This is a genomic window from Ideonella margarita, assembly GCF_038066635.1.
Taxonomy (GTDB): Bacteria; Pseudomonadota; Gammaproteobacteria; order Burkholderiales; family Burkholderiaceae_C; genus Ideonella; species Ideonella margarita.
On the sequence record NZ_JBBUTI010000008.1, the window covers coordinates 50,484 to 75,886 of the forward strand.

Genomic DNA, 25,403 nt, shown 5'->3' on the forward strand with positions numbered 1-25,403 from the left:
TCGTCGGCGGCGTCAGAAGTCGGGGTGCAGGCGCTGGCGGTTGAACACGCCGGCCGGATCGAAGCTCTGCTTGAGCTGGTGGTGAATGCGCAGGACGGGCTTGCTCAATGCGGTGAACGGCGCCTCGCTGCGGTCACCGCCGCGCCAGAGCGTGGCATGGCCGCGCGCCTCGGCCGCTGCCTCCCGCAGCGTGGCCGCAGGCGCATCGGTGATCAGCCAGCGTTGCGAGCCGCCCCACTCCACCAGCTGCTCACCCTTCAGCGCGATGCGCGGCGCAGTGGCCGCAACAGACAGGCGCCACAGGCTGGCGCCCTGCGCCACGGCCTCATGGGCATGCTGGAAGAAGTCGTCGCGCTGGTCGCGCAGGCCTTCCCAGAAGCCGTGCGCCAGCGCATCGGGAATCGTCTCGCCGCCGAGGCGCGCGGTGGCGGCGTCCACCGCAGCCACGGCACCGCGCAGGCGCACCACCAGGGTGTCGTCCCACCAGGCGCTGGCGTTCAGCGGCAGGGGCTGGCCCGCCCAGTCGTTCACGCGGCGCAGGGCGCTGATCTGGTCCAGGTCGAACCGCAACGTGCGCGTGGCCAGGGCCTGCGGCAACACCTTGAGCGAGACCTCGCAGATCACCCCGAGCACCCCGAGCGAGCCGGCAAGCAGCCGCGACACGTCGTAGCCGGCCACGTTCTTCATCACCTGCCCGCCAAAGCTCAGCACATCGCCACGGCCGTTCAGCAAGGTGGCGCCCAGCACGTAGTCGCGCACGCCGCCCACCGCGCCCCGCGCGGGGCCGGCCAGGCCAGCGGCCACCATGCCGCCCACGGTGCCCGCGCCCAGCGCACCGGCGCCAAAACGCGGTGGCTCGAACGGCAGGCATTGCCCGCGCTCAGCGAGTGCGGCTTCCAGCTCAACCAGCGGGGTGCCGGCCCGCGCCGTGACCACCAGCTCGGTCGGCTCGTACGACGAGATGCCGCACAGCTCCCGGGTGTCGAGCACATCGCCCACGAGCGGGCCACCGAGAAAATCCTTGCTGCCATGGCCGCGGATGCACAGCGGCTGGCGGCGCCCGGCGGCGTCACGCACCTGCTGCTGCAGGGCGGCCAGCGCGGGGTCGGTCACAACGGTGTCAGCACTCATCAAAAACGTTCCAGTTCCGGGAAGGGCAGCAGGCCCTTCTTCACATGCATGCGGCCGTACTCGGCGCAGCGATGCAAGGTGGGCACCACCTTGCCGGGGTTCAGCATGCCCAGCGGATCAAACGCGCGCTTCAGGCTGATCATCTGCTCGCGCTCTTCCGGGCTGAACTGCACGCACATCGAGCTGAGCTTCTCGACGCCTACGCCGTGCTCGCCAGTGACCGTGCCGCCCATCGCCACGCTGGTTTCCAGGATGTCGGCGCCGAACAGCTCGCAGCGGTGCATCTGGTCCGGGTCAGCGGCATCAAACAGGATCAGCGGGTGCAGGTTGCCGTCGCCGGCATGGAACACGTTGCAGCAGCGCAGGCCGTATTTCTTCTCCATCTCGGCGATGGCCAGCAGGATGTCGGCCAGGCGCTTGCGCGGGATGGTGGAGTCCATGCACATGTAGTCGGGGCTGATGCGGCCCGACGCGGGGAAGGCGTTCTTGCGGCCGCTCCAGAACTTCAGGCGCTGGGCCTCGTTTTCGCTCACCGCCATGCGGGTGGCACCAGAGGCCGAGAGCACGGCCATCATGCGTTCGATCTCTTCCGCCACTTCCTCGGGCGTGCCGTCGCTTTCGCACAGCAGGATGGCGGCGGCGTCCAGGTCGTAGCCGGCGTGCACATAGTCTTCCACGGCCGCCGTCATCGGCTTGTCCATCATTTCCAGGCCGGCCGGAATGATGCCGGCGCCGATGATGTTGGCCACCGCATCGCCGGCGCGCCGCACATCGTCGAAGCTGGCCATGATGCAGCGCGCCACCTGCGGCTTCGGCGTGAGCTTGACCGTCACTTCCGTCACCACGGCCAGCATGCCTTCGCTGCCGATCACCACACTGAGCAGGTCGAGGCCGGGTGCGTCGAGTGCGTCGCCGCCGAACTCCACGGATTCACCCTCCACCGTGTAGCCCTTGACCTTCAGCACGTTGTGCACGGTCAGGCCGTACTTCAGGCAGTGCACGCCGCCGGAGTTTTCGGCCACGTTGCCGCCGATGGTGCAGGCGATCTGGCTGGACGGATCCGGCGCGTAATACAGGCCATGCGGCGCGGCGGCTTCACTGATGGCGAGGTTGCGCACGCCGCACTGGACCACCGCCGTGCGGCTGTGCTTGTCGAGTTGCAGGATGCGGTTGAACTTGGCCATGCCCAGCGTCACGCCCATGGCATGCGGCATGGCGCCACCCGACAGGCCGGTGCCGGCCCCGCGCGCCACCACCGGCACGGCCAGCTGGTGACAGGTGCGCAGCACGGCGGCCACCTGCGCGTCGGTTTCGGGCAAGGCCACCACCAGCGGGCGTTCGCGGTAGGCGGTCAGGCCGTCGCACTCATAGGGCACGGTGTCTTCGCTGGTCCACAGCAAGGTGTGAGCGGGCAACACGGCCTGCAGGGCCGCCACCACCTCGGCTTGCCGGGTCATGCGCTCATGGCGCAGCGTGGCCGGATCGGCGGCTTCTGGAAGTTCAGCAACAGCATTCATCACGAGCGCCCCTGGCACAGTTCCGGTGTGGGTCAACTGTACCCGGCCGGACTTGGAAGAACCTGAATGTGATGGCTACCGTGTGGTCACAACGGTCGTGACCTGGATGTGGGTGATCAGGCCGGCTCGGTGAAGACGGTGAGCACGCCGGTGTAGCCATACAGGTGGTGGTGGGCGATTTCGCCGGCGGCAAAAAACCCGACCAGCGGCACATCGCCCAAGGCCTGCTGCACCAGGCGCAGCTCGGCGTTCGGGCTGCCGAAGTGCGGGCCGCCCCGGCCGGTGCAGCTCACGTACACCGCCCCGCGGATGGCGCGCCGCTCTTCGGGCAGATCGCCTTCCAGCTCATCGCGGATCTCGGCGCAGATGCGCAGCAGGTCACGGCGCGCGCCTTCCGGGTTGCGGGTGCAGAAGTTCAGCTGCATGCCCGGCACCACCACATCGCCCAGCACCACCGCCTCGCGGCCCACGTCCAGGCCGATCAGGTGGCGCACGCGGGTCTGGGCACCAAATTCGCCGCCGCGTCCGCGGGCCGCGTCACCGGCGTCGGTCAAACCGGCCAGTGCCTGCCGCAGGCGCGGCATGGCCACCTCGGCGTTGTCGAGCGAGATGTCGAGCTCTTCGAGCAGCAGCGGCAAGGCCGGCTCGCCATCGAGCGTGAGCACCACGTTCTGGTCGGCGGACGTCACGCGGCGGGTCGGGCCGATCGGGTGGCAGCCCTGGGTGACGCGCGACACCACGCCCACCTCGTCACCAAACGCCACGCCCGACAGGCCGCCATCAAGCACCCCGTCGGCCAGCTGCACGCGCCGGCCACGGCCGCTCACCAGCCCGCCGAACAGATAGCCGCTGCCGGTGCGGTCGGCCAGCTCGCTGATCAGCTCCACCAGGTCGGAGGTGGCCGGGTCAGCATGCACAAGCGCCGACCAGGCGTCGCCGTCACCCAGGGGCTGGCGGCCGCTGAAGACGCGGAATTGGGAGCGCGGCAGATCGGTGAGCATCAGGGCCAGCGCGGGCTCGTCGATGTACTCGACGCCGCTCACGCACAGGCCCACGCTGGTGCTGCCCACCACGCTCACGCCGGGCCAGCGCTGGCCCACTTCGGCCAGCACGGCTTCGGCCTGGTCGGCATAGCGGTCACTCAGGTAGAGCAGCGCCAGCGTGGGCACGAAGGCCGGCTGGCTGGCGCGCTGGGCGTCCAGTTGCGCGGCGGCCAGCGCCAGCGCCATGTGGGGGTCCGGGTGAGTGGCGTGGCCCAACAGAAACGGGCCGGTGGAAACTGCAGTCGCCATGCGAAGGAGCCTTGATCAGGAAAGTCAGCGTCGGGGCTTGGTGGCGCGCTTGGCTGCCGTCGTTTTGGAGGCGGCCGTTTTGGAGGCGGACTTGCTGGCTGGCTTCTTCGCCGCCGGTTTGCCCGCGGCAGCGCTGGCAGCCTTGCGCGGCGCCGCACGGCCAGCTGCCGCCGTGGCCGCAGAGGCTGCCTTCTGGGCCACCGCCGCCGGCACACTGACGGCCTTCTTCAGGGTTTCATTGGCCGCCTCGAACGACTGCTTCACCATGGCGCCCGCCAGGTTCTTGGCGGCGTCGGTGGCGCTTTCCTTCATGGTGTTGGCTGCCAGCTGGGTGAACTGCTTGGTCAGCGCCCCCCACCACTGCATCGGGTCGACCACACCAGCGGGGGCGTCAGCCGAAGAAGCCGCCGAAGAAGCCGCGGCCGCGGGCGGCGCTGCGGCTTCTTCGTCGTCCTCGTCTTCGTCTTCGTCCTCATCAAGCTCTTCGGCGGCCGCCTGCGCGCCGGGCGTCTTGAGCGTCATCGCGTCACGCAGCTCACCCATCGAGACGTTCATCGACTTCAGGGTGGACAGCGTCATGCGCTGCACCTCCAGCGCCTGGATGGTGGCGCCCATCATCCGGGCGTTCTGTTCCAGCCAGAACTGCACGGTGCGCAATTCCTCGATGCGCTTTTCCAGCTCTTCCGGGTTCAGCGTGGGGGCCACCCACTGGCCCATGTTGGGCAGCGCCGAGCCCGCGTTCTTCACGAGGCCCTGCAGAAAATCAAACCCCGGAACCATCTTGGCAAAACCGCCGGCATCAGCCATGTGAACCCCTTTGATTGACGGGAAGTGAGGTGATTGTGCGCCCGCCTCAGCGCACGCGCTCAACTTGAAAACCCTGCGCTGCCAGCAGGGCCGGCAGCGACTTCGGACCGACCATGTGCAAGGCGCCCACGGCGGCGAACACGCGCTGGCCGCGCTGGTGGGCATCGGCAATGCGGCGGGCCATCGGGCCGTTGCGGCCGTCCAGCAGCTGCGCGTAGAAACGCTTCTGCTCGGCGGTCTTCACGCAGTTGCACCACTGGGCATAGGTTTCCAGTTCGCTGAACTCGCTGGCGGCCCAGGCGCGGGCCAGGCGCAGCAGGGTGCGCCGGGTTTCGCCGCTTTCCAGCTCGGTCAGCACTTCAGACACAGAGCGTGCCGTGTCTGCCGGCTTGTTCGACACCAGCAGCGCCATCTGCAATTCCGGCGTTTCCAGCGAGATGACGGGCTTCTGCAGGCCGCGTGCGTAACCGGCCAGGAAGCCGTCCACGCCCCACGAGGGGTCAATGCCTTCGTCGCGCGCCACCAGCACCGACAGCGTCACGGCCTGCATCTCGGGGCGCAGGCCGGCCAGCGCGTCGTCCACGCAGGCCAGACGGGCCTGCGTGGCCAGCCGGGCCGCCAGCTCGGGCGGCAATGCGGCCGGTTTGGCCGGCATCTTCACGGCGGTTTCCAGGCGCTTGGCCACGCCGGGGTCGAGCATGTCGATCTCGAGGGCCACCACATCGCTGTCGCGCAGCGCCTGCTGCACCGCCGGACCGGGGTAGACCCAGTCGATCTTGGCCGCATGCAAGGTGCCGTACAGCCACGACGAGCGGCCATTCCGGCTGACCTTCCACAGGAAGCCACGGTCCACGGCGTCGCGCATGCCTTGCTGCATCTGGGCCACATCGGGCGGCACGGGCGCGGGTGGGCAGACGCGGGCGGGCTCGGAAGCGGCAGGGGCAGATGCCGCGGCGGCGGGCTGGTCAGCCGCCTGTGCGGTGTGGCCAGCCAGGCTCAGCGACAGCAGCGACCAGATCGCCAGCAGGCGGCTGGCACGAAGACCGCGCAGCCCGAGCAGTGCCGCGAACGAAGTGTGGATGCTCATGGTTCAACCCGGGTCAGTGACGGTCTGCTCGATGGCACCGAACAGGCTCAGGCCATCGCGGCCTTTCATCTCGATGCGGATGGTGTCGCCAAACTGCATGAATTCGGTCTTGGGCGCACCGTGTTCGATGGTCTCGATGGCGCGGCGCTCGGCAATGCAGCTGTAGCCCTTGGCCCAGTCCTTGTTGCTCACCGTGCCGGAGCCCACGATGCTGCCGGCGCGCACCTGGCGCGTCTTGGCCAGGTGGGCAATCAGCTGGCCGAAGTGGAAGGTCATTTCCGGGCCGGCTTCGCACTGGCCCACCTTGCGACCGTTCCAGGTGCTTTGCAGCGTCAGGTGCACCTTGCCGCCCTGCCAGGCATCACCCAGCTCGTCGGGCGTGACGGCGACCGGGCTGAACGCGGTGGCCGGCTTGCTCTGCACGAAGCCAAAACCCTTGGCCAGCTCGTCGGGGATGAGGTTGCGCAGGCTCCAGTCGTTGGCCAGCATCAGCAGTCGCACACCTTCCAGCGCCTGGGCCGGCGTGGCGCCGATCGGCACGTCACCGGTGATCACCGCCACTTCCGATTCGAAATCGATGCCCCAGTCGGTGCTGGCGAACACGGCGTCGTCGCAGGCACCGAGGAAGTCGTCGCTGCCGCCCTGGTACATCAGCGGGTCGCCATAGAAGCTCTGCGGCACCTCGGCGCCACGCGCCTTGCGCACCAGCTCGACATGGTTCAGATAGGCCGAGCCATCGGCCCACTGGTAGGCGCGCGGCAGCGGTGCCATGCACATCGCCGGATCAAACGGGAATGCGTGTCGGGCCTTGCCGTGGTTGAGCGTGATGCTGAGGTCATGCAGCTGCGGCGACAGGAAGTTCCAGTCGTCCAGCACCTGCTGCAGCCGGGTGGCGATGCCGTTGGCAAAGTGCGCGGTGCTGAGGTCGCGCGAGACGACCACCAGTTGCCCGTCACGCGAGCCGTCCTTGTAGGTAGCGAGTTTCATGGTGATCCGGATTTTGGTGGCAGTATTGTGCGATGCCCGGAACGGCCCCGCTCGCTACCCGATCAGGCCGTACCCCCACCCGCCAGACAGGCCGGGGCGCTGTTGTGTCTGCTGTTGCGCGTGCTCTTGCGCACGCTCCAGCGCGGCGCTGGGCACAACTGGGCCTGCTGGTGGCCGTGCTGGTGGTGCACTGGCAGTTGCTCGCACCGGGCATGGCGCGCTGGGCAGCCAACCTGCCAGCAACACCCACCGATGCCGAAGCACCCGTGGCGATGTTGGTGGTGGCCGTGGCTGAGCAGCCGCCCGCCTTGGCACCTGCAGCGCCTCCAACACCAACGCGGCACCCAACCCACCGCGCTTCCGCTGCCGAGCCCATCCCCGCACCACCGCCGGCCACCGAAGTTCTTGAACCGGAAGCAGCGCCAGCAAACCCCGCCCAAGCCACAGCGGCAGCCAGAGAACCAGCACGCCCACCGCCCGCCGAGCGCAACCAACCCGCGCCGCAGCTGCCCGCCGCCGGCCACTGGGCCTACACGGCACAACGCGGCGAGCGCGTCGGCCAAGCCCAGCTGGACTGGGAGCCGCAGCCCGACGGCAGCTACCGCCTGGCCTGGCGCTTGACGCTGGCCGGCCGGCCCGCCACAGGCTGGTCCAGCCAGGGCCAGCTGAGCGCCGAAGATGGCCTGCTGCCGCAGCGCATGGTGGAGCACCGTGGTGAGCGGGCCACCCGCGCCGTCAACTTCCAGCGCGACAAGCAGGTGGTGAGCTTCTCGGGCAGCACCGCCGCCCATCCACTGGAAACCGGCACGCAAGACCGGGCCAGCTGGCTCGTGCAACTGGCCGGCTTGGCGCAGGCGATGGGGCAGCGCTTGCAGGCTGGGCACAGCCTGGTGGTGCCGGTGGCGCTGCCTGGCGGGCAACTGGATGCGTGGCAGTTCGAGGTGGTGGGGCCGGTGTTGCTGACATTGCCCGGGCACACCGCCCTGCCCTGCGTGCACCTGCTGCGCGAACCTGCGCGCCCCTGGGACCAGCGGGTGGAAGTTTGGCTGGCGCCGTCGATGGGCCACTGGCCCGTGCAACTGCGCCACACGCCCGTGCCCTCGGGCGAACCCTTGCTGCTGCAGTGGGCGGGCGACCGCGCCACCGAGATACCCGGCGCGCCAACCAGCACAGCTTTCACCACACCGGCCCACCCTTGAAATGCCGGAAAAGAGCGGCATGTGTGGAGCATCACTGGCCTTCCCTGGAGCACTGCATGACCCTCGTCTACAACTCGGATACCTTCGCCGTGCTCGCCGTCGATCTCTCGGCCCACGGCGGTTATGAAATCGTCGACAAGTCGTCGCGCCAGGGCATCTTCATCGAAGGCCTGGTGGCACAGAGTTTCCGTGCGCAAGCCGAGGCGCTGGTGCAGAGCGAAGCGTCGGCCGAAGACATCGATGAGTTGCTGGGCCGCTACACGGCGATGGCACCCGCACACGCCGGCCTGCACTGAAACCGCGCCACGAGCCGCGCTTATCCGGCCCAACGCCCGGTGGGTGTGGGCAGAATGGCTCGAAATGAGAGGTGTAACGGGGCAAGTATCACGCTCGTGGCTTCTCCGGGGTTGAGAGAATGCGGTGGATGGCCGATAAAGCCATCTGAGCCATGGAACCGCATTCATCCCCCTCCCTTCTCTGGGCACCGTTGCTGCTGTCGGCACTGCTGGCTGGCCTGAGCTTCGGTTTTCTGCTGCACAGCCTGCGGAAGATCCGCTCACGCGACAAGATCAACACCTTTGGCTGGGGCCTGGCGGGCACGGTCACCACGGCTTGCGGCCTCTGGTCGTCGCAGGTGGCGGCCCTCACGGCCATGGCCCTGCCCTGGGAGCTGTATTTCCGGACGGACGCCCTGGGGCTGTCGGCCACCGTGTGCCTGGTGACCAGCGCGCTGGTGCTGGCCTCCGGCCGGCTGGCTTTGAACCCGCATGGCCGTATGACCCTGCTGGCAGGAGAGATCGGCCTGCTGTGGAGCCTTTGCCTGTGGCTGGGCCTGCGCAGCCTGGGCACACCGCCCACCGGCCATGGCGCCTGGTGGCTGGCCCTGGTGCTGCCACCGATGGTGGTGGTGGCTGGTGCCTTGGCCGCGGCCTGGCTGGCCCTGAGCCCCCGCTGGCACCAGATGGGCCCGGCCAACAGCCGCCTGTGGCTGGGCGCGCTGCTGTTCGGCCTGACGGCAGGCATGGCGCAAGACATGGCCCTGGGTGCCCAGCACTTCGTGGACACGCTGGGCAATGTGAATGGCCTGCTGGATGTGACCACCGCCCAGCTGGCCGCCAGCGCGGGCTGCATCGTGCTGCTGCTGGGCGTTTTCGGCGTGATGGTGGACAACCGCGCGCATGGGCAGAACCGGATGCTCGCCAACTCGCTCAGCGAGGCCAACCGGCGCCTGCGTGAACAGGCCCTGACCGACCCGCTGACCCGCCTGGCCAACCGCAATCTGTTTGAAGAGCGGCTCGAAGAGTTGCTGACCCGCCTGGGCGATGAACCCGGCAGCCTGGCCGTGCTGTTCATCGATCTGGACGGCTTCAAGCCCGTGAACGATTCCTTCGGCCATGTGGCCGGCGACTCGGTGCTGCGCGAAATTGGCCAGCGCCTCAAGGCCACGGCCCGGCCGACCGACCTGGTGGCCCGCATCGGCGGTGACGAATTCCTGGTGCTGGCCGAAATGCCCGGCGGCACGCTGGGTGCCGGCAAGCTGGCGCAGACTGCCCTGGAGACGGTGAGCAAGCCGTATGTGCTGCCCAACGGCGTGCACGTGACGCTGTCGTGTTCGGTGGGCATCGTGATGTACCCCGACCACGGCCCGTCGCAGAAGCTCATCGCCAATGCCGATGCCGCCATGTACGCGGCCAAGCGCGCCGGCGGCTCGACTTTCGCGTTCTTCGAGCCCAGCATGGACCATGACGCGCGCGAGCAGCTGCAACTGCAGCATGACCTGCGCAGCGCGCTCGACCGCCATGAGCTGGAGCTGTATTACCAGCCGAAGATCGACGGCTACTCCAGCCAGATCACCGGGGTGGAAGCACTCGTGCGCTGGCACCACCCCACCCGCGGCCTGATGATGCCGGGCGTGTTCATTCCCATCGCCGAGCGCTTCGGCCTGATCGGCGCGCTGGGTGGCTGGGTGCTGGACGAGGCCTGCCGCCAATTGCAGATCTGGCAGAACCAGGGCTTGCGCATGCGCGTGTCGGTGAACCTGACGCCGCAGCAGCTGCAGCAGGACGACCTGATGGACCGCATTCACCGCGCGGTGACCCGGCACAAGATCGACCGCCGTTTGCTGACGCTGGAGATCACCGAATCGGTGTTCATGCAGAACAAGGACGCCGCCCTGCGCGTGCTGACACGCCTGGCGCAAGACGGCATCACCCTGTCACTCGACGACTTCGGCACCGAATATTCCAGCTACGCCGTGCTGAGCGAAATGCCGGTGCACCAGCTGAAGATCGACCGCCACTTCGTGATGAAGCTGGGCACGTCGCTGAAGGCCGAAGCCATCGTCGACGGCATCATCCACATGGCCCACGCGCTGAACCTGCGCGTGGTGGCCGAGGGCGTGGAAACCGAAGAACAGCGCGACACCCTGGTGCGCCTGGCCTGCGACGAGTTGCAAGGCTACCTGTTCGCCAAGCCGATGCCGGCCGATCGCCTCACGCTGTGGGCGATGGGCGACGACACGGTGCACGGCTCCCCCGATTTCCGGCCGTCGCTCTACGACGACGGCGTCGCGCTGCTTACGGCGACGTCTTGACGCGGCGGCGCTCGGCCACCGCTTGCGCCAGCTGACGCAGCATCGGCGCGGTGTCTTCCCAGCCCACGCAGGCGTCCGTCACCGAAATGCCCCAGGCCGGGCACTGGCCTTCGACCAGATCTTGGCGACCTTCCAGCAGGTGGCTCTCGATCATCACGCCCGTGATGCGGTGCTCACCGCCCGAAATCTGCCCCGCCACATCGGCGCACACGGCGATCTGGCGGCGGTGCTGCTTCTCGGAATTGGCGTGCGAGAAGTCGATCATCACCTGCTCACGCAGGCCGCTCTTGGCCAGCACGGCGCAGCAGGCCTGCACGTCGGCCGCGCTGTAGTTCGGCGCCTTGCCACCACGCAGGATGACGTGGCAATCGGCATTGCCGCGGGTCTCGAAGATCGCGGCCTGGCCCATCTTCGTCATGCCCATGAAGGCGTGCGAGGCCTGGGCCGCCACGATGGCATCCGACGCCACCTTCACGCCACCATCGGTGCCGTTCTTGAAGCCCACCGGGCATGACAGACCCGACGCCAGCTGGCGGTGGCTCTGGCTCTCGGTGGTGCGGGCACCGATGGCGCCCCAGCTCACCAAGTCAGCGATGTACTGTGGGCTGAGCAGGTCGAGGAATTCAGTGCCGGCGGGCAGGCCGAGCTCGGCCACATCCAGCAGCAACTGGCGCGCACGGCGCAGACCTTCATTGATGCGGAAGCTGCCGTCCAGGCGCGGGTCATTGATGTAACCCTTCCAGCCGACCGTGGTGCGCGGCTTCTCGAAGTACACGCGCATCACCACCAGCAGCTCACCACTCAGCTCATCGGCCAGGGCCTTGAGCTGGCGGCCATAGGCCAGCGCCTGTTCGTGGTCATGGATGGAGCACGGGCCCACCACCACGATCAGCCGGTCATCGGCACCCGACAGGATCTTCGACATCGACGCGCGGGCCTCTTCGACCAGCGACTGCGACGCCGGTGGCATCGGCAGGTCGTCGAGCAGCAGAGCCGGCGAAATCAGCGGGCGCACGGCGCCAATGCGGACGTCGTCCACGCGGGTGGTGTCAAGCGTGGTGGCCGGGGGCGGGCTTTGGCGCTCGCCACCCACTTCGTGGTCGTGCTGCCAGTCGTCGGGACGGTTCAAGGAAGGCTCCGTGGGGCGTGTGCAAAACGCAATTATCGACGGGTGGCAAACTCGGGGGCTGCAACCACCCAACACCCCTCGCTGGAGACACCCCATGATTCTTGAACTGGCCGACATCCGCATTCACGCGGGCCAGCAAGCCGCCTTTGACGAAGCCATCCAGCGTGGCCTGACCACCGTGATTGCGCACAGCCCGGGCTTTCGTGGCTTCAAGGTGAACAAGGGCATCGAAAGCCCAGAGCGCTACATCCTGCAGATCTTCTGGGACACGCTCGAAGACCACACGGTGGGCTTCCGCAAATCACCTGCGTTTGCCGAATGGCGCGCCATCGTCGGTCCGTTCTTTGCCGGCGCACCGGTGGTGGAACACTTCGACCTGCTGGCGAAGTCCTGACAGCGCTGGAAGGATGGCTCGGGGCGCTTCAGGGCGCCTCGGCCGCCACGCCTTCCACCTGCACCACCAGCCGCACCGTGTCGCCCACCAGCGGCAAGCCGAACGTGGCGCCGAAGCGGCTGCGGCGAATCTCGCCGACAAAATCACCACCGCACACCCGGCGGCGGCTTTCAGGCTGGGTGTAGCAGCCGAACTGCGTGGCCGTGAGCGTGAGCGCCTCTGACACGCCGCGCAGCGTGAACTCGCCGCGCAGGCTGGTGACTCGGCCGTCGGCCGACACCTCGAAGGGCCGCGCCACAAAGTAGGCCTGCGGAAAGCCCTCGCAGTCGAGCAGGTCAGCCGCGCACAGGCGGCTGTCGAGCATGCGCACCCCGGTGTTGACCTGGCTGGTGTCGATCGTCAGCCCGACCTCGCCGCGGCCCGCCGCCACGTCCAGCATCACCTCACCGGTGAGCGGCCCGAACCGGCCCCGCAGGGTGGACGTGCCGAAATGCATCACCTCGAAGGTGGCGAAGCTGTGTGCCGGGTCAAGCCGGTAGCGCTGTGGCGCGGCCATCAACGGCAAAGCCGCGGCAGCCCCCAGGAGGGCCAGCGCGGCTTTGACGAGTTGACGATGGCACAGGATGCGGCGGTTCATGCACCGATAGTGACATGAACCTGCCGGCCTGTCCGGCGTCGCTGTCTTTACTGCTTGATCGCTTCGACCTGGATGACCAGGCGCACGGCGTCAGGGAAGCCCCAGTTCAGGCCGTAGTCCACGCCGAACTGGCTGCGGGTCAGCGTGCCTTCGAAGTCGCCGCCGCAAACTTCGCGCTTGAACATCGGGTTGGTGTAGCAGTTGAAGTTGGTGGCCTTCAGGGTGACCGGGTTGGTCTTGCCCTTCAGCGTCAGCTGGCCAGCCACTTCAGCAACCTTGTCACCGTTGAAGGTGAACTTGTCGGCCACGAACTTGGCGGTCGGGTACTTGGCGGCGTCCAGGATTTCGGCGCTCTTCAGGTGCGTGTCGAACGCGCCGGTGCCCGAGTTGATGGCGGTCATGTCGATCGTCAGATCAACCTTGCCAGTCTTGGCGGCCTTGTCCAGCTGCACGGTGCCTTCCTTCTTGTCGAAGCGGGCGCGGTTCGTCGAGGTGCCGAAGTGGCTGATCTCGAAGGTGACGAAGGTGTGCGTCGGCTCGATGGCGTAGGTGGCGGATTGCGCTTGTGCGGTGGCTGCGGTGGCCAGCAGGGCTGCGGCGAAGAGGAACGGCTTCATGGGGAACTCCGAAAAGGGGTTGGGTGAAAGAAAGAGGTGAGAAGGAAACGCTTGAATCGTTGAAACAGCGAGCGGCGTCAGAGCGGTGCCACGCCGGTGACTGCGAGCTTGAACTTCACGGTCACGTCGTTGGCCACCATCGAGGTGTCGGCCCAATCGCCTTCACCAATCTTGAAATCGAGGCGCTTGATGACGAAGCTGCCGGCGGCCGTGGTGGTGCCTGCGGCCTGGGTGAGTGCCACCGGCACCACCACGTCACGCACATTGCCCTTGATGGTCAGCTTGCCCGCCACTTCCAGCTTGCCGGCGCCGGCCGACTTGATGCTGGTCGACTGGAACAGGGCCTGCGGGAACTTGACCACGCTGAACCACGCGGGCTTGGACACCTCTGCATCGGTTTCCGGCACGCTGAACGCGGCGCTGGCGGTGTCGATGGTGAAGCTGACCTTGCCGGCCTCGGGCTTCTTCGGATCAAAGGCGATCTGCGCATCCCACTTGCGGAACTTGCCGTCCACCGGCACGCCCATCTGGCGCGAGGTGAAGCTGATTTCGCTCTGGGCCGGCACGATCTTCTGCTGGGCAAAAGCGGCGCCAGCGGTCAACAGGGCCAGCAGGCCAGTGGCCAGGCTGCGTTGCAGGAAACAGGTGTTGGAAGAAACGGTCATGGTTGGTTCACCTTGAATGGTTGAGCTGCGGGCGGCGCGGCGTTCAGCGGCCACCAAAACGCATGCGGTTGATCAGGCCATCGCGGTCGATGAAGTGGTGCTTCAGGGCCGCAGCGATGTGCAGCACCACCAGCACGGCCATGGCCCAGGCCAGCGTCTCGTGCCAAGGCTTGATCAGCTCGGCCAGCGCCTTGTCCTTCGGCACGAAATCAGGCAGCGGCAGCACGCCGAACCAGACAATGGGGTAGCCGGCTGCAGAGCTGTAAGCCCAGCCCACCAGCGGCACGGCGAAGAACAACACGTAGAGCAGGTGGTGGGTGCCGTGGGCAGCCACTTGCTGCCAGCGCGGGCCCGGCACGTCAGCCGGCGGGCGGTGCGTGAGGCGCCACAGCAGGCGGGCAGCCGACAGCGCCAGGATCGTGACGCCGGCCCACTTGTGCCAGTTGTAGAGCTTCAGGCGGGCGGGCGACATGGGCAGGTCGGTCATGTAGATGCCGACGCCGAACGCGCCCACGATGGCCAGCGCCAGCAGCCAGTGCAGGGCAATGGCCACGCCGCTGTAGCGCTGGGTGGTGGTGTTGAGGATGGTGGAGTTGCTCACTTTGGGCTTCCTTGCAAAGTCGCTGTCGTGAATGACACCGACTTGAATCAGGACGCCAGTGTCTGCAAACACCAATGATTCGCGGTTCAGCCCAATTGAGGCCGGGGTTCAGTTGGTTTGAAGGAACTCACCCCCAGGCGGGGTCGAACCACGCGGCCTGAGGTGCCGGCACAGCCAAGGCACGCAGGGCGGCGGCCTCTGGCGCGTCAGCCGCCAGCAGCTGGTGACGCAGACCAAAATCCAGCATGGCCAATGACGCATCCGTCGTCATGCGGCCGGCCGCAGCGTGGGCCAGGGCCTCAGCCACCGGCAGGCACTCCAGCCCGGCCACCTCCCCGTCTTGATTGACGGGCGTGAGCCCGGCGGGCAGCGGCACATCAAACACGTACAGCCACTCCAGCTGCCGGCCTTCGCGAATGTCCGCCTCGATGTGCAAGGCACTGCCGCGCTGCACCGCCTGCAACTGGTGCGGCAACAGGCCGGCCTCTTCCCAGGCCTCTCGCAGCAGCGCCTCAGAGGGCGTTTGCCCCAGCGGCACACCGCCGCCCACCAGGTTGTCGAGCATGCCCGGATCGGTGGGCTTGGTGAGCGAGCGACGCGCCACCCACACCTGCACCGGCCGCCCCACCGCATCGGCCACATAGCCATTGGCATGCGCGCCGAAAGTGAGGCTGCCCCAGAAGCGCGCGGTGGCACGTTCGATGTGGGCGAGCAGGGGCGGCTGGGCGTTGGCGGCGGACGTTTCGGCGCTTTCGCCGGCCTCTTCAGGCGGGTGGCCAGGCAGGGCGAACAGCGCGTACAGCTCATCGCGCCAGGCGCGAATGCGGCCGGATTGGCGCAGCGCGAGGCCGATGTGGGTGAACCAGGCTTGGCGCTCAGGCGCCGGCAAGTTCAGGCACAACGCGCCAGACGCGGTGGGGCTGAGCACTGTTGAGGCGGTTTGAATGGTGGCCGAAGCGGCCCACCCGGCGGAGGTGGCCAGCAGCCAGGCCTGCTCAGCGGCGGGGATGCTGCCGATGGTGAACACCTGGCCCAAGTGCGCGACCTGGAAGGGCACGCGGGGGTGGGGGGTGTGGCGGGCGGCGGGGAGGGAGGGCCAGAGGCGAGTTGCGGGCGGGGGCATGGCGGGAGTTTCGCGTACGTTGGTTGACCGTTCGTTTGGAGGCTTCACGCCAGGCAACGTGATGTAGCCATTCCCCGCATCAAGCGGCACGCAAAACGCTGAACTCCCGAAACAAGGCCGCAGACAACGGCGACTCCAACCGCCACTCGATACTCATTGGACGATCGCCCTCTACTGAAACCATCTGCACTCGTCCGCAGGCCCTGTAGGGAGTGCCCTTCTTCTGCCGGACAAAGAGTTGAAACTGCCAGCCATTGGTTGCACTTTCAATGTATCGGCGACCATTATTGGTGTCGGGCCCGGCCGAGTTTTGAGATTGCCAGTGGAATCTATCCGTACTTATCGCGTAGTCCCGGTAGGCGATGCCGTCGTGATAACCCTCACTCTTGTCGAGAGTCACAAAAAGCAGCTCGACTTTACGCTTCGCCAGTGCCAATACCCCTGCTTGAGTGGGAACTCGCCGAGTTGAGGTCCACCAACCCACCGCAGTCAAAATTTCGCGGATGCCATACGCAGCGTGTAGGCACAGTGGCGTGTCTTCCAGACCCGCGATCCGCGAGGCGCCCAATGTCGCGCGCGACTGCAACATCGCCGTCAATTCCGCCAATTCCGCGGCAATCGACGGATGGTCATGAATTCGCTGAGTGAACTCTTGATGGTCAGCAATCTGCGAATGCTGGCCATCAACTTGATAGGCCAACATCTGTGCGGCAATGCTTGCAGTGGTGTCCAGCGTCAAAGGGGAATAGTTAGGTGCAGCAACATCAGCCAAGGTGGCCAATCGGACGGGATCATCGATATGCAAGAGATCCCCGAAACGACGACTGAAGTAGGCCTCCTCAGGTCCAGGCTCAGACGCCAAGAGGCCAGCTTCTCGCCGCAGCGCTGTCCATCCGCTTTTCGCCGAACCAGTACTCGAGCGATAGACATCATCCAGGTCCAACGCTTGCTCTCGTAGAAAGTCTGACAGACGAATGTCCGTCCGACCTTTCAACACTACGTACGTTTGAAGCTCGGTGGTCAGGCGCCGCCAATTCTGCGTCGTTAATGTTCTTAATCCATTCAATACCTGTTCTCGCGTCTTTGGCTGCAAGTGAATATGACAGCCGGGAGGCAAGCTCCCAAATCCCTCGCCAACCCCATCGAGCAACTCGCGTCTAGACAGTCCTGTCAAACCAGAAAGTAGTCGATCAAATCTGAAATCGGCGCGATGCTGCCCCACGAAATCCAGCACCAAACAACTCTCTTTATCCTTTGACAGCCGAAGTCCGCGCCCAATTTGCTGCTGAAAAAGAACCGGACTTTGGGTAGGGCGTAGTAGGAGCAAGGTATCGACCATGGGTAAGTCGACGCCCTCGTTGTAGAGATCTACCGTGACCAACGCGCAAAGCTCACCGCTTTCCAAGCGTGCTGGCGCCTTGCGCCGTTCGTCCATGTCTGTGCTGCCGACAACGCATGCTGCAGGCAATCCAGCATGATTGAGGCAACTGGTCATGAACTCAGCGTGTTTAACGGACACGCAAAAAACGATGGCACGCGAGTTTCTCGCGTTAGCTGAGAGTCTCCGCCATTCATTCACCACCAACTTGGCTCTGACGTCGTTACCTGTGACGAGGACATCAAGGGCATCCCGCTCGCCAGGCTTATCCCAAGGCACCGAAGAAAAATCTGTCGCGTCGTCGCAGGCGTAGTACTCAAAGGGAGCCAATAGCTGGAGATCCAGTGCGTGCCACAGTCGCAACTCCACCGCCGGGCTTCCGTCTGGCCGGGACTGAAAGTGCTGGGAGATTGGCTGTCCATCGCTACGCTCAGGTGTCGCAGTCAGGCCCAAAAAGATGTCCGGCCGAATGGTGGTAGCAAATGCATTCAAGCGCTCAGCACCCAGTCGATGGCACTCGTCCACGACGACGGTATGCCAGTAGGTCTCGCCGAGCGTGTTGACCAAATCGCGACTTGATAGGCTATCAATGGTGGCGAAGATGTGCCGGAAATTGGTTGGCTCGTGTCGGCCAGTCAATAACTGGCCAAATTCAGGGTCGCGCAGCACTTCGCGATAAGTGCGCAGTGCCTGCTGCAGAATTTCCTCACGATGTGCGACGAACAAGAGACCCGGTTGACCCCCAACTGTTCGGCAAGTAATCCGGTAATCGAAAGCAGCCACCATCGTCTTGCCTGTTCCGGTTGCGGCAACCAGCAAGTTACGGTTACGACCGAGCGCTCGTTCCGAAGCCAGTTGCTCCAGCATTTCAGACTGATAGCTCTTTGGTACTAGGTCGAAGAAGCTGACGGCAGTTTGAGAGCCCCCTGCGAATGACTGTTGGCCCAGGGCTTGTATCAGCGCACGCCTATGCTCTTCGTTGCTGGGGTCGTACCGCTGGAACTCGGCATCTGCCCATAGTGTTTCGAAGTGAGCAACCGCACGCGCGAAGATCGGTTCTTGCGCGCGCTGCGTCATCTTGACCGTCCACTCCAGCCCACCGGATAGTGCTGCACCTGACAAATTCGCACTACCCACGTAGGCGGATCCAAAGCCGGTCTTGCGATGAAATATCCACGCCTTGGCATGCAGTCTGGTTCGTCGCCCATCAAGCGAAACTCGAACCTCACAGCCAGGAAGGCTGGCCAGTTCATCAAGCGCTCTCGCCTCAGTGGCACCGGTATAGGTCGTCGTTAATATACGAATCTTCAATTTGGCTTTTTCACGGCCTTCGGACGACGCCCCCGTCGCAGTGATTTGCCGCAAGACATCTTGAAGCTTTCGTACGCCAGAAACGGTAATGAAGCTGACTAAGATGTCAACGCTGTCGCTGGATGCTAGCTCACGTCGAATCTCCTGCAACAAAGAAGGCGAGCCCTTGCCTGCAGTAAACAGCCAAGGTATGGACAGCCCTAATTCCGGCGGCGTGGTGAACTGCTGATTTCGCTGCACTGCACGCAAAACACGGAGCGGCGATGAGATCAAGTTGATGACCTCCCCTTCAGTTTCCGCTAAATTGTCGGCATTGATGGGCGATAAACGCCGCCTCAGGGCGACCAGAAGTCCATTGACCAATTCAAGTTGTTGGTGAGCCTGCTCAGAACCATTTCCAGACACATCTTCCAGTGCCTTTGAGATTTGTCTGGCGAGCTCATCGGCTAGTAGGTTCGCCGCGCCACCCTTGATTAACTCAACATCAGAACGCTTCGCATCGAGACCGTCGATCAGTTTCGACAGCCCTTCGGTAAGCAACAGGTCGTACCGGCCGTCAGGCAACACACTGGCCATTTCTTCTCTCCGCCCTGCTATTTGATATTAGGAATAAAACTCAGCATCTTCCGAGATACCTTCGCGGCAGATGCTATCCGCAAAGTGCCAGACCTGCATGAAGACCTGCGCCTGTTTATCTGGCTACAGCGAGGGGTGAGCTGACGGTCAAGTTCACGAAGCATCTTCGACCGTTCGCAAAGCGTTTCAGGCGCCCAAGGCAAGCTCCTTGCACAGGCGGCAGCCTGCTCCGTACGCACCTCGATTCGTTGTCGCCAGTGGGCGCAGCGCCTTGTCCGCGCGATCGTTGCAGACCTCTGACGAAGCGCTAACCAGAGGCCCAAGTTTCGGAATTCCATGAATTCTGGTGTCGAAGTTGACTACATATGTCATGATTTCGGAATTCAAGGAACACGCCCCTGCGGGCGCTCCTCTCGCCCACCATCCCGGGAATTCCGAAATGACGTCCAGTGCTCCCGTCTCGCCCGAGCTCTTGCGCCTCAGTGACGCAAACGCGCTGGGTCCGGTCATCCGCCAACGTCGACGTGCGCAGTCGCTGCGCATTGATGATGCGGCCGCGTTGAGCGGTGTCTCGGTGGATCTGCTCTCTCGCCTGGAGAACAGCAAAGGCTCGGTGCGGCTGGACAAACTGCTGGCTGTGCTGGACAGCCTGGGGCTCACGCTCGTGCTGGGCCCGAAGGACCATCCAACGATGCAGTCCATCACGCGCGACAGCGCCAACCGGCCGGAGCAGCCATGACCGATCCAGCTGACGTTGCCGCTGCCCCGCATGCGCTGCACCTTTGGGCAGATGACCGGAAGGTCGCGACCTTGGGCTACGACGCACTGAATGACCGGTGGTCACTGGATTACGACCCGGATTGGATGGCCGCGCCAAGCTCATTTCCGCTGTCTCCCGCTCTGCCATTTCAGCCTTTGAGCGGCGGCTATGCCGTCGGTAGCGTGAAGCGCTTCGTGGAGAACCTGCTGCCTGAAGGCCGCGCGCTCGACGTCACAGCCACAACCTACCGCATCTCGAAGTCGAACATCTACGCGCTCATCACCGCGCTCGGCACAGAGACGACCGGGGCGTTCCGGTTCTGGCGCTCGGATGACGTGCCGCCCGCTGTGGCCGCCAAACCGGCGCGTGAGGTGACCCGTGAAGAACTGGACCAGCGGTTGGCCTCGCTCGACCAGATGCCACTGGCGGTTTGGGACGGCAAGGTGCGCATGTCCATTGCCGGTGTGCAGGACAAGTTGATGGTCTACCTTGACCGGCCTTTGAACGACGGCGGGCGCCTGTTTCTCGTTGAGCCACCTTTGGCGTCCACGCACATCCTGAAGCCCGATCCGGCTCGTCCGATCACGCCGCACTTGGTCGTCAATGAGCACTTCTGCATGTGTCTGGCGCGGCGCATGAATCTGCCTGTTGCCGAAGTCAGCATCTATCGAACGCCGAGGCCAGTGCTCGTCGTTCGTCGCTTCGACCGTGCGCTCGTGCAAGGCGCAGCCGCGGGCGCCGCGCATGGCAATGGTGCGCCTTCCGTGCGGCGGCTGCACATCATCGATGCGGCCCAAGCTTCTGATCTGCCAGAGAGCGGCAAGTACGAGCGGAACCTCGGGAATGGCGAGCATGTGCGCCACATCCGCGAGGGCGTGAGCTTCGAGATGCTGTTTGAGCGCGTTGACCAAACCATCAACAAGGCCGCGGCCCGCATGACCCTGCTTCGGTGGGCCTTGTTCCAGTTCCTCATTGGCAATTGCGACGCGCACGGCAAGAACTTTTCATTCTTCGTCAGCCGCGAGGGTCTTGAGCCAGCACCTTGGTACGACCTGGTCAGCGTGGTTCAGTACGCCGGCATCAGCCATGAGCTGGCCATGGCCTGGGGCGACGCCTTCTTGCTGGAAGAGGTAGGCGCTTTTAATTTGGCAGACTTTGCACAACGGTGCGGCATCGACAGAAAGCTGTTGAAACGCGAGGCGACGCGGCTGGCCAAGCTGGTGGTGGAACACGCGCCCGCGCAGGCCCTGGCAGAGGAGTACGTCGACGAGAGTGAGCGCGCCTTTGCGGCTCAACTCCGCGATTTCGTGGTCGGGCAGGCCGCGAGGTTGGTCGCGCTCGCAGACGAAGCCACCAAGGTCAAGGCCAAGTTCTTGTAGCGCCTTGAGGCTCACGCCCGCAACAACTCCTGCTCCCACCACCGATGCAGCCACTGCCCCAGCTTCGCCGGGTCACTGAGCCGCTGGTTGCCAATCTGGGTTTCAGCGACGTCGGCAATGCTGCGCTCGGGCACCGCCAAGGCCTGCAGGAACTCAGCTTCGTCCGCGTCCAGGCCACTGAAATGCGGCTGCAGTCCCCAGCGCCAGACGATCACGGTGGCGGGTTGATCGCGCAGTTGCGCCTCGGGCACGTCCACATCGTCGGCAATGGCCTTCCAGATGGCGATCGCGTTGGTGCGCTGGGTGAGGAAACGGACGGTGTGGTGCAGCACCGGCCATTGGGTCAAGCAGGCGTCTGCGCCCATGCGCTGCACCCGTGCCAAGTCCCACGCCGGCTGGTCGGTTGCGTCAAACACGGCGCGCAAGGCCCACTCCAGTTCGGCCAGCTCATGCAACGCCGGGTAGCTGGGGTAGGCCTGCGCCAGGTGCGCGGCAAATTGGTCGCCATAGCGGCCCAGGTGATGGCCTTGGGGCGCGTGCCGCTCAACGTAGTCGCGCGCCAGTTCATCAAAGGTGTCGCTGCCGGTGTAAAGCACGGTCTTGGCGTAGTGGTCGGCCAGCACCTCCACCAAGCGGCTGCGGTAGGCGTTGTGATAAATCTCCAGGCCACGCAGCGCAGGCAGGGGGCCGGGGGCATCCAGCGCGGCGGGCACGTGGTCGGGTTGCGGGCCCAGCACCAGGCCGGCCACCAGTTGCTGCGTTGGCCCCAGCGCCAGCGGGTTGGCAGATGCAGCCGCCGGCGGGAATCGCAATGCAGGCGCGCGGGCTTGATCAGGCGCGGCATTCACGGCGCCGTGCGCAGCGGCCACATCGCGCGCGTGCTGCAGCTCGGCCAGCAGGTCAGACAGCGGCGGGATGTGGTCGTCGCGCTCGATCATGGTGGCTGTCGGGCCGTAGAGCACACACGCCTGGGCATAGAGCGCCCACACTTCCGGGCACACCGGGTGGTCGTGGGTGTCGATGATGAAATCACCGCTGCGCGAATGACCCGCGAGGTGGACCTGCCGCACCCGCTCGGCAGGCAGCGCGCGCAGGTAGTCAACGGGGTCGAAGCCGTGGTTGACGCTGCTGACGTAGATGTTGTTGACGTCGACCAGCAGCTCGCAATCGGCCTCAATGGCCAGGTGCGCCAGGAAGTCCCATTCACTGACGCCCGAGGCGCTGAAGCGCACGTAGCTGGACACGTTCTCCAGCACCAGGCGGCGGCCCAGCACGTCTTGCGCCTGGCGGATGTTGTTCACCAGCAGCCGGGCGCATTCTTCGGTGTAGGGCAGCGGGTAAAGATCATGCAGGGGCTGGCCGAGCGGGCCAGTCCAGCAGAGGTGGTCAGACACCCACATCGCGTCGATGCGATCAGCGAGTTGCTTCACGCGCCGCAGATAGGCCGTGTCCACGCCATCGGCCGAGCCCAGCGACATGGCCACGCCGTGCAGGGCAATGGGGTAGTCGCGCCGGAAGGTGTCCAGCACGACGAGCGGCTTGCCGCCGTCCACCAGAAAGTTGTCGGTGATGACTTCCAGCCAGTCCACCGCCTGGCGGCCCGCCAGAAAGTCAGCGTAATGGGGCGTACGAAGGCCCAGTCCAAAACCTGGCGAAACGCGGTGGGGGCCGGGGGCCAGCGGGGGTGACTGCATGACGGGCTTTCAAGGGAAACGGGCCTCCCGGAGGTGCGGGAGGCCTGGAAGCATCAGCACATCACAGATCGCCGATGGTGCCCTTCTGGTCGAAGCAGGCCTTGGCGGTGACGGCCTTGAAGCCGTGGCCCTTGCAGGCGTTTTGGCCCTTGCAAGCGTGCTCCGCGGTCTTGCAGTCGCTGTTACCCTTGCAGTCGTGGACGTTGTAGCAATGCACGGTGTCAGCAGCGCCAACGGCCTTGCCCGACGAGCCCTTCGGGGCTTCGACAGCGCCAGCAGCGGTAGCCAGGGCCAGTGCGCTGGCAGCCAGCAGGAAAGCGGAAGCAGATTGAATCGACATGGGAATCTCCGGGTGGTGAGTTGAAGTTGCCGCCGCAAGCCAACGCATGCTGCGGTCCTTCTTCAGTCGGAGAGACCGGCCTGGCCTTACAGGGCGTGGCGAAAAATGTTTGGGGCTCGCCGCATTCGCGCAGGTCGTCCCAGCCTTGCACGTCGGCGAATCACACTGCTAAGGATTGCAGCGATGCAGGACAGAGCGCGACGACGGGAAGTCGACTCAGGCCGGTGATCTCTGGTTTTGCTCACAGAAAACAAAGGGGGCGAGCTCGTTACAAGCCTGCCCCTTGAATCTCTTGGCGGCAGAGGCGGAAAGGGCCCCCCCCACAAGCCAATACCGTGACAGTGGCCTATCGCATCTACGCCAGCCCCGACACTCCGGCTTCCCATACCCGGGTCTGCCGGCGCAAACCCTCGAAGATGGCCTGAGCCGTGCGCTCGGGAAACCCTGCCGGTAGCAGCAACTGCACTGCTTCGATGGCAGTCTCCACCCTGGCCACCATCGCTTGCATGGCCTCCCAGACGCCTTCTGCCCCGCTGCGTTGGGCCAGCCCGTGCCAATGGCGCGCCTGGATACGGTCGAGCTCGTAATGGACATTCTTCGAGCGCACTGCCATCGCAAGCTTGGCTTCCTGCAAAGCAACCAGATTCGGCCCGTGGCCGATGACCGGCCATGCCGAGATGACGTCGTACAGCGGCGTCATCCGGTAGCCGCCACCGGGCAGCAGAAAGATGGAGAAGTTCTTGGCGTGGCCATCGGTGGCCGCCAGCAGCCAGAAAGCCAGCTGAGCGCAAAGGAAGTGGCGGATGTCGGCAGCAGCGGCTTGGCTGCCTTGAAGCACTTGCAGGCACTGGGCCATTCCCGGCCCGCCGTGGCTCTCGTACTTCTCTTGCGAAGCTCGACCCAGCACCTGACAGAAGTCCTCCTGCGGGATGCGCGCTATCCAGTGCGAGGTATCAGGCTGCTGCAACCACTGCCGGTCAAAGCGTTCGACCACGAGCACGGTTTCATCGCCGAAAGTGGCGATATCGGTGGTCGCCACGGGCAGGCCGAGTTGCCGCAGTAGCTGCGCGCACATCCACTCGTTATAGACCGAGTGCGTGAGGTCCAGGCGGCGACCACCCACCAGCCCCAGTGGCAGTTTGAGGATGTGCGTCGTCGGAGTTGCGCCGAGCGGTCGGCACCACTGGTCATCGACCTGCAGCAGCGCGGTCTTTTCCTGTGCTCCTGCAATGGAGATGCGCAGGTCGTCGGGGTCCTGGTCTGCTCCCAGGCCTGGCTCGGCAGCGACACCGCGCAGGTGCTGGGCGACAGCTTGGTTGTCCATGACCTCGTACTCAACCCGGTCGAAACCTGTCGGTGGCTGCTCTGGTGGCAGCAATTGGACGGCACCGACGCAGTCACGGCCGATAGCCTGTAGCAGATCGAACACGTCGGTCGAACCAACTTGGAAGCGCGCGCTCACACGTCGCCGGATGCGATCGTCGTCAGGCAGAAGGTTGTCGAAGTAGCTGGCTACGACCGATCCTGTCACAGCCCGGTCGGGCGTGATGGGCAGCGACAGCGATAGGGGCCGCACCCGCGCGGATGTGAGCCAAGATGCCTCGTAGACGAAGCGATGGCCGCCGGTGCGGGTGCGCTGCCACGTGCCCACGCGCTCACCGTTCATCCAGACCCAGAGCTCATGTGCTTCAGCCATGGCGGACCCCTTGGGACTTGTCGTTCCGGGTTATTCGCATGGCGCTGGGCATGGGCTGCACGCTGCTCACCATTGGCCTCGTGGCTCGCTATCAGGTGGGCAGTACGGCGGCGCAGCGGCCGTCGGTAGGGCCGAATTGTTCCCGGTGGCCAGTTCGACCGCGGTCGTCGATTTGGCTTGCGCATGCACATCCACGTCGATAGTCACCTTTGTTACCGAGGGCACGGCGGCGGTTTCGCGAACCACCATCTGCGCACCCAGCATGGCCAAGATCTGCAGCAACTGCTCCACACTCACGGCGCCGGGGTTGCGCTCGATGTCAGCCACGCGAGACTGCACGACACCCAGACGCCGGGCGAGTTCGGCCTGCGTCATCTGTCGCGACTTGCGCAACGACTTGAGCTGCAGTTGCAACTGGCTGGAGAACTGGACGGGATAGTCCATAAATTTTATCGGCTAGCGGTGATTTCCACAGCATATCGCCTTAATA

Annotated in this window: 23 protein-coding genes; 6 read left to right on the top strand and 17 right to left on the bottom strand. The window is 65.2% G+C overall.

From position 1 onward, the window contains the following. Positions 1-12: 12 nt before the first annotated feature. From glcE to AACH00_RS12730, 6 genes are all read right to left on the bottom strand, one after another. Complete coding sequence (gene glcE, locus AACH00_RS12705) at positions 13-1,131, bottom strand: glycolate oxidase subunit GlcE (protein WP_341399519.1); 1,119 nt, start codon at positions 1,129-1,131, stop codon at positions 13-15. Then, positions 1,131-2,588 carry an FAD-linked oxidase C-terminal domain-containing protein gene (locus AACH00_RS12710; RefSeq protein ID WP_341399694.1) on the bottom strand — a complete coding sequence of 486 codons (1,458 nt, stop codon included), beginning with the start codon at positions 2,586-2,588 and terminating at the stop codon, positions 1,131-1,133. The genes glcE and AACH00_RS12710 overlap by 1 nt, the downstream gene beginning before the upstream one ends. Positions 2,589-2,764: 176 nt before the next feature. After that, positions 2,765-3,940, bottom strand: coding sequence for an FIST signal transduction protein (locus AACH00_RS12715; RefSeq protein WP_341399520.1), 1,176 nt, complete (start codon positions 3,938-3,940; stop codon positions 2,765-2,767). Positions 3,941-3,964: 24 nt separating this feature from the next. Beyond that, complete coding sequence (locus tag AACH00_RS12720) at positions 3,965-4,747, bottom strand: PhaM family polyhydroxyalkanoate granule multifunctional regulatory protein (RefSeq protein WP_341399521.1); 783 nt, start codon at positions 4,745-4,747, stop codon at positions 3,965-3,967. 46 nt (positions 4,748-4,793) lie between these two features. Further along, a complete protein-coding gene (locus AACH00_RS12725; RefSeq protein ID WP_341399522.1) occupies positions 4,794-5,834 on the bottom strand; it encodes a TraB/GumN family protein in 1,041 nt (346 codons plus the stop codon). 3 nt (positions 5,835-5,837) lie between these two features. Continuing rightward, positions 5,838-6,821, bottom strand: a complete 984-nt coding sequence (locus AACH00_RS12730) for a fumarylacetoacetate hydrolase family protein (protein ID WP_341399523.1) — start codon at positions 6,819-6,821, stop codon at positions 5,838-5,840. A gap of 104 nt (positions 6,822-6,925) precedes the next feature. Between AACH00_RS12730 and AACH00_RS12735 the strand changes: the two genes are divergently transcribed. The 3 genes from AACH00_RS12735 (at position 6,926) to AACH00_RS12745 (ending at position 10,613) form a co-directional block, all read left to right on the top strand. Further along, positions 6,926-8,020 (top strand): DUF3108 domain-containing protein, encoded by a 1,095-nt coding sequence (locus AACH00_RS12735; RefSeq protein WP_341399524.1) that lies wholly within the window; start codon positions 6,926-6,928, stop codon positions 8,018-8,020. 56 nt (positions 8,021-8,076) lie between these two features. Beyond that, positions 8,077-8,316, top strand: a complete 240-nt coding sequence (locus AACH00_RS12740; protein WP_341399525.1) for a BTH_I0359 family protein — start codon at positions 8,077-8,079, stop codon at positions 8,314-8,316. A 152-nt stretch (positions 8,317-8,468) separates the two neighbouring features. Next, positions 8,469-10,613, top strand: coding sequence for a putative bifunctional diguanylate cyclase/phosphodiesterase (locus AACH00_RS12745; RefSeq protein ID WP_341399526.1), 2,145 nt, complete (start codon positions 8,469-8,471; stop codon positions 10,611-10,613). Here AACH00_RS12745 and AACH00_RS12750 read toward each other — a convergent pair. After that, a complete protein-coding gene (locus tag AACH00_RS12750; RefSeq protein WP_423221934.1) occupies positions 10,597-11,706 on the bottom strand; it encodes a 3-deoxy-7-phosphoheptulonate synthase in 1,110 nt (369 codons plus the stop codon). The two genes, AACH00_RS12745 and AACH00_RS12750, sit on opposite strands and share 17 nt — an antisense overlap. Positions 11,707-11,836: 130 nt before the next feature. Here AACH00_RS12750 and AACH00_RS12755 point away from each other — a divergent pair, with 130 nt between their 5' ends. Beyond that, a complete protein-coding gene (locus AACH00_RS12755; RefSeq protein ID WP_341399528.1) occupies positions 11,837-12,136 on the top strand; it encodes an antibiotic biosynthesis monooxygenase family protein in 300 nt (99 codons plus the stop codon). A gap of 28 nt (positions 12,137-12,164) precedes the next feature. Here the strand turns inward: AACH00_RS12755 and AACH00_RS12760 are convergent, their stop codons facing one another. The 6 genes from AACH00_RS12760 to AACH00_RS12785 all read right to left on the bottom strand — a co-directional run bounded on the left by AACH00_RS12760 (position 12,165) and on the right by AACH00_RS12785 (position 19,044). Continuing rightward, complete coding sequence (locus AACH00_RS12760; protein WP_341399529.1) at positions 12,165-12,773, bottom strand: YceI family protein; 609 nt, start codon at positions 12,771-12,773, stop codon at positions 12,165-12,167. 47 nt (positions 12,774-12,820) lie between these two features. Then, the gene (locus AACH00_RS12765; protein ID WP_341399530.1) at positions 12,821-13,390 is read right to left on the bottom strand and encodes a YceI family protein; all 570 of its coding nucleotides are present in this window, start codon (positions 13,388-13,390) and stop codon (positions 12,821-12,823) included. Positions 13,391-13,467: 77 nt separating this feature from the next. Beyond that, positions 13,468-14,055 (bottom strand): YceI family protein, encoded by a 588-nt coding sequence (locus AACH00_RS12770; protein WP_341399531.1) that lies wholly within the window; start codon positions 14,053-14,055, stop codon positions 13,468-13,470. A gap of 43 nt (positions 14,056-14,098) precedes the next feature. Next, the gene (locus AACH00_RS12775) at positions 14,099-14,656 is read right to left on the bottom strand and encodes a cytochrome b (protein WP_341399532.1); all 558 of its coding nucleotides are present in this window, start codon (positions 14,654-14,656) and stop codon (positions 14,099-14,101) included. Positions 14,657-14,783: 127 nt separating this feature from the next. Continuing rightward, positions 14,784-15,779, bottom strand: coding sequence for an NUDIX hydrolase (locus AACH00_RS12780; protein WP_341399533.1), 996 nt, complete (start codon positions 15,777-15,779; stop codon positions 14,784-14,786). Between the two features lie 79 nt (positions 15,780-15,858). Further along, positions 15,859-19,044: a DEAD/DEAH box helicase gene (locus AACH00_RS12785; protein ID WP_341399534.1), complete on the bottom strand. Its 3,186-nt coding sequence runs from the start codon at positions 19,042-19,044 to the stop codon at positions 15,859-15,861. Between the two features lie 439 nt (positions 19,045-19,483). On the opposite strand from AACH00_RS12785, the gene AACH00_RS12790 reads away from it, so the two are divergent. Then, positions 19,484-19,783 carry a helix-turn-helix domain-containing protein gene (locus tag AACH00_RS12790; protein WP_341399695.1) on the top strand — a complete coding sequence of 100 codons (300 nt, stop codon included), beginning with the start codon at positions 19,484-19,486 and terminating at the stop codon, positions 19,781-19,783. Then, the gene (locus AACH00_RS12795; RefSeq protein ID WP_341399535.1) at positions 19,780-21,183 is read left to right on the top strand and encodes a HipA domain-containing protein; all 1,404 of its coding nucleotides are present in this window, start codon (positions 19,780-19,782) and stop codon (positions 21,181-21,183) included. Before AACH00_RS12790 ends, AACH00_RS12795 begins: the two co-directional genes overlap by 4 nt. A gap of 11 nt (positions 21,184-21,194) precedes the next feature. Here AACH00_RS12795 and bufB read toward each other — a convergent pair whose 3' ends face one another. The 4 genes from bufB to AACH00_RS12815 all read right to left on the bottom strand — a co-directional run bounded on the left by bufB (position 21,195) and on the right by AACH00_RS12815 (position 25,357). Further along, positions 21,195-22,877, bottom strand: a complete 1,683-nt coding sequence (gene bufB, locus AACH00_RS12800; protein ID WP_341399536.1) for an MNIO family bufferin maturase — start codon at positions 22,875-22,877, stop codon at positions 21,195-21,197. Positions 22,878-22,938: 61 nt separating this feature from the next. Then, on the bottom strand, positions 22,939-23,217 hold the full coding sequence (gene bufA2 / locus AACH00_RS12805; protein ID WP_341399537.1) for a BufA2 family periplasmic bufferin-type metallophore: 279 nt from the start codon (positions 23,215-23,217) through the stop codon (positions 22,939-22,941). A 355-nt stretch (positions 23,218-23,572) separates the two neighbouring features. Next, a complete protein-coding gene (locus AACH00_RS12810) occupies positions 23,573-24,913 on the bottom strand; it encodes a type II toxin-antitoxin system HipA family toxin (protein ID WP_341399538.1) in 1,341 nt (446 codons plus the stop codon). A 66-nt stretch (positions 24,914-24,979) separates the two neighbouring features. Next, positions 24,980-25,357 carry a helix-turn-helix domain-containing protein gene (locus AACH00_RS12815; RefSeq protein ID WP_341399539.1) on the bottom strand — a complete coding sequence of 126 codons (378 nt, stop codon included), beginning with the start codon at positions 25,355-25,357 and terminating at the stop codon, positions 24,980-24,982. Positions 25,358-25,403 lie beyond the last annotated feature (46 nt).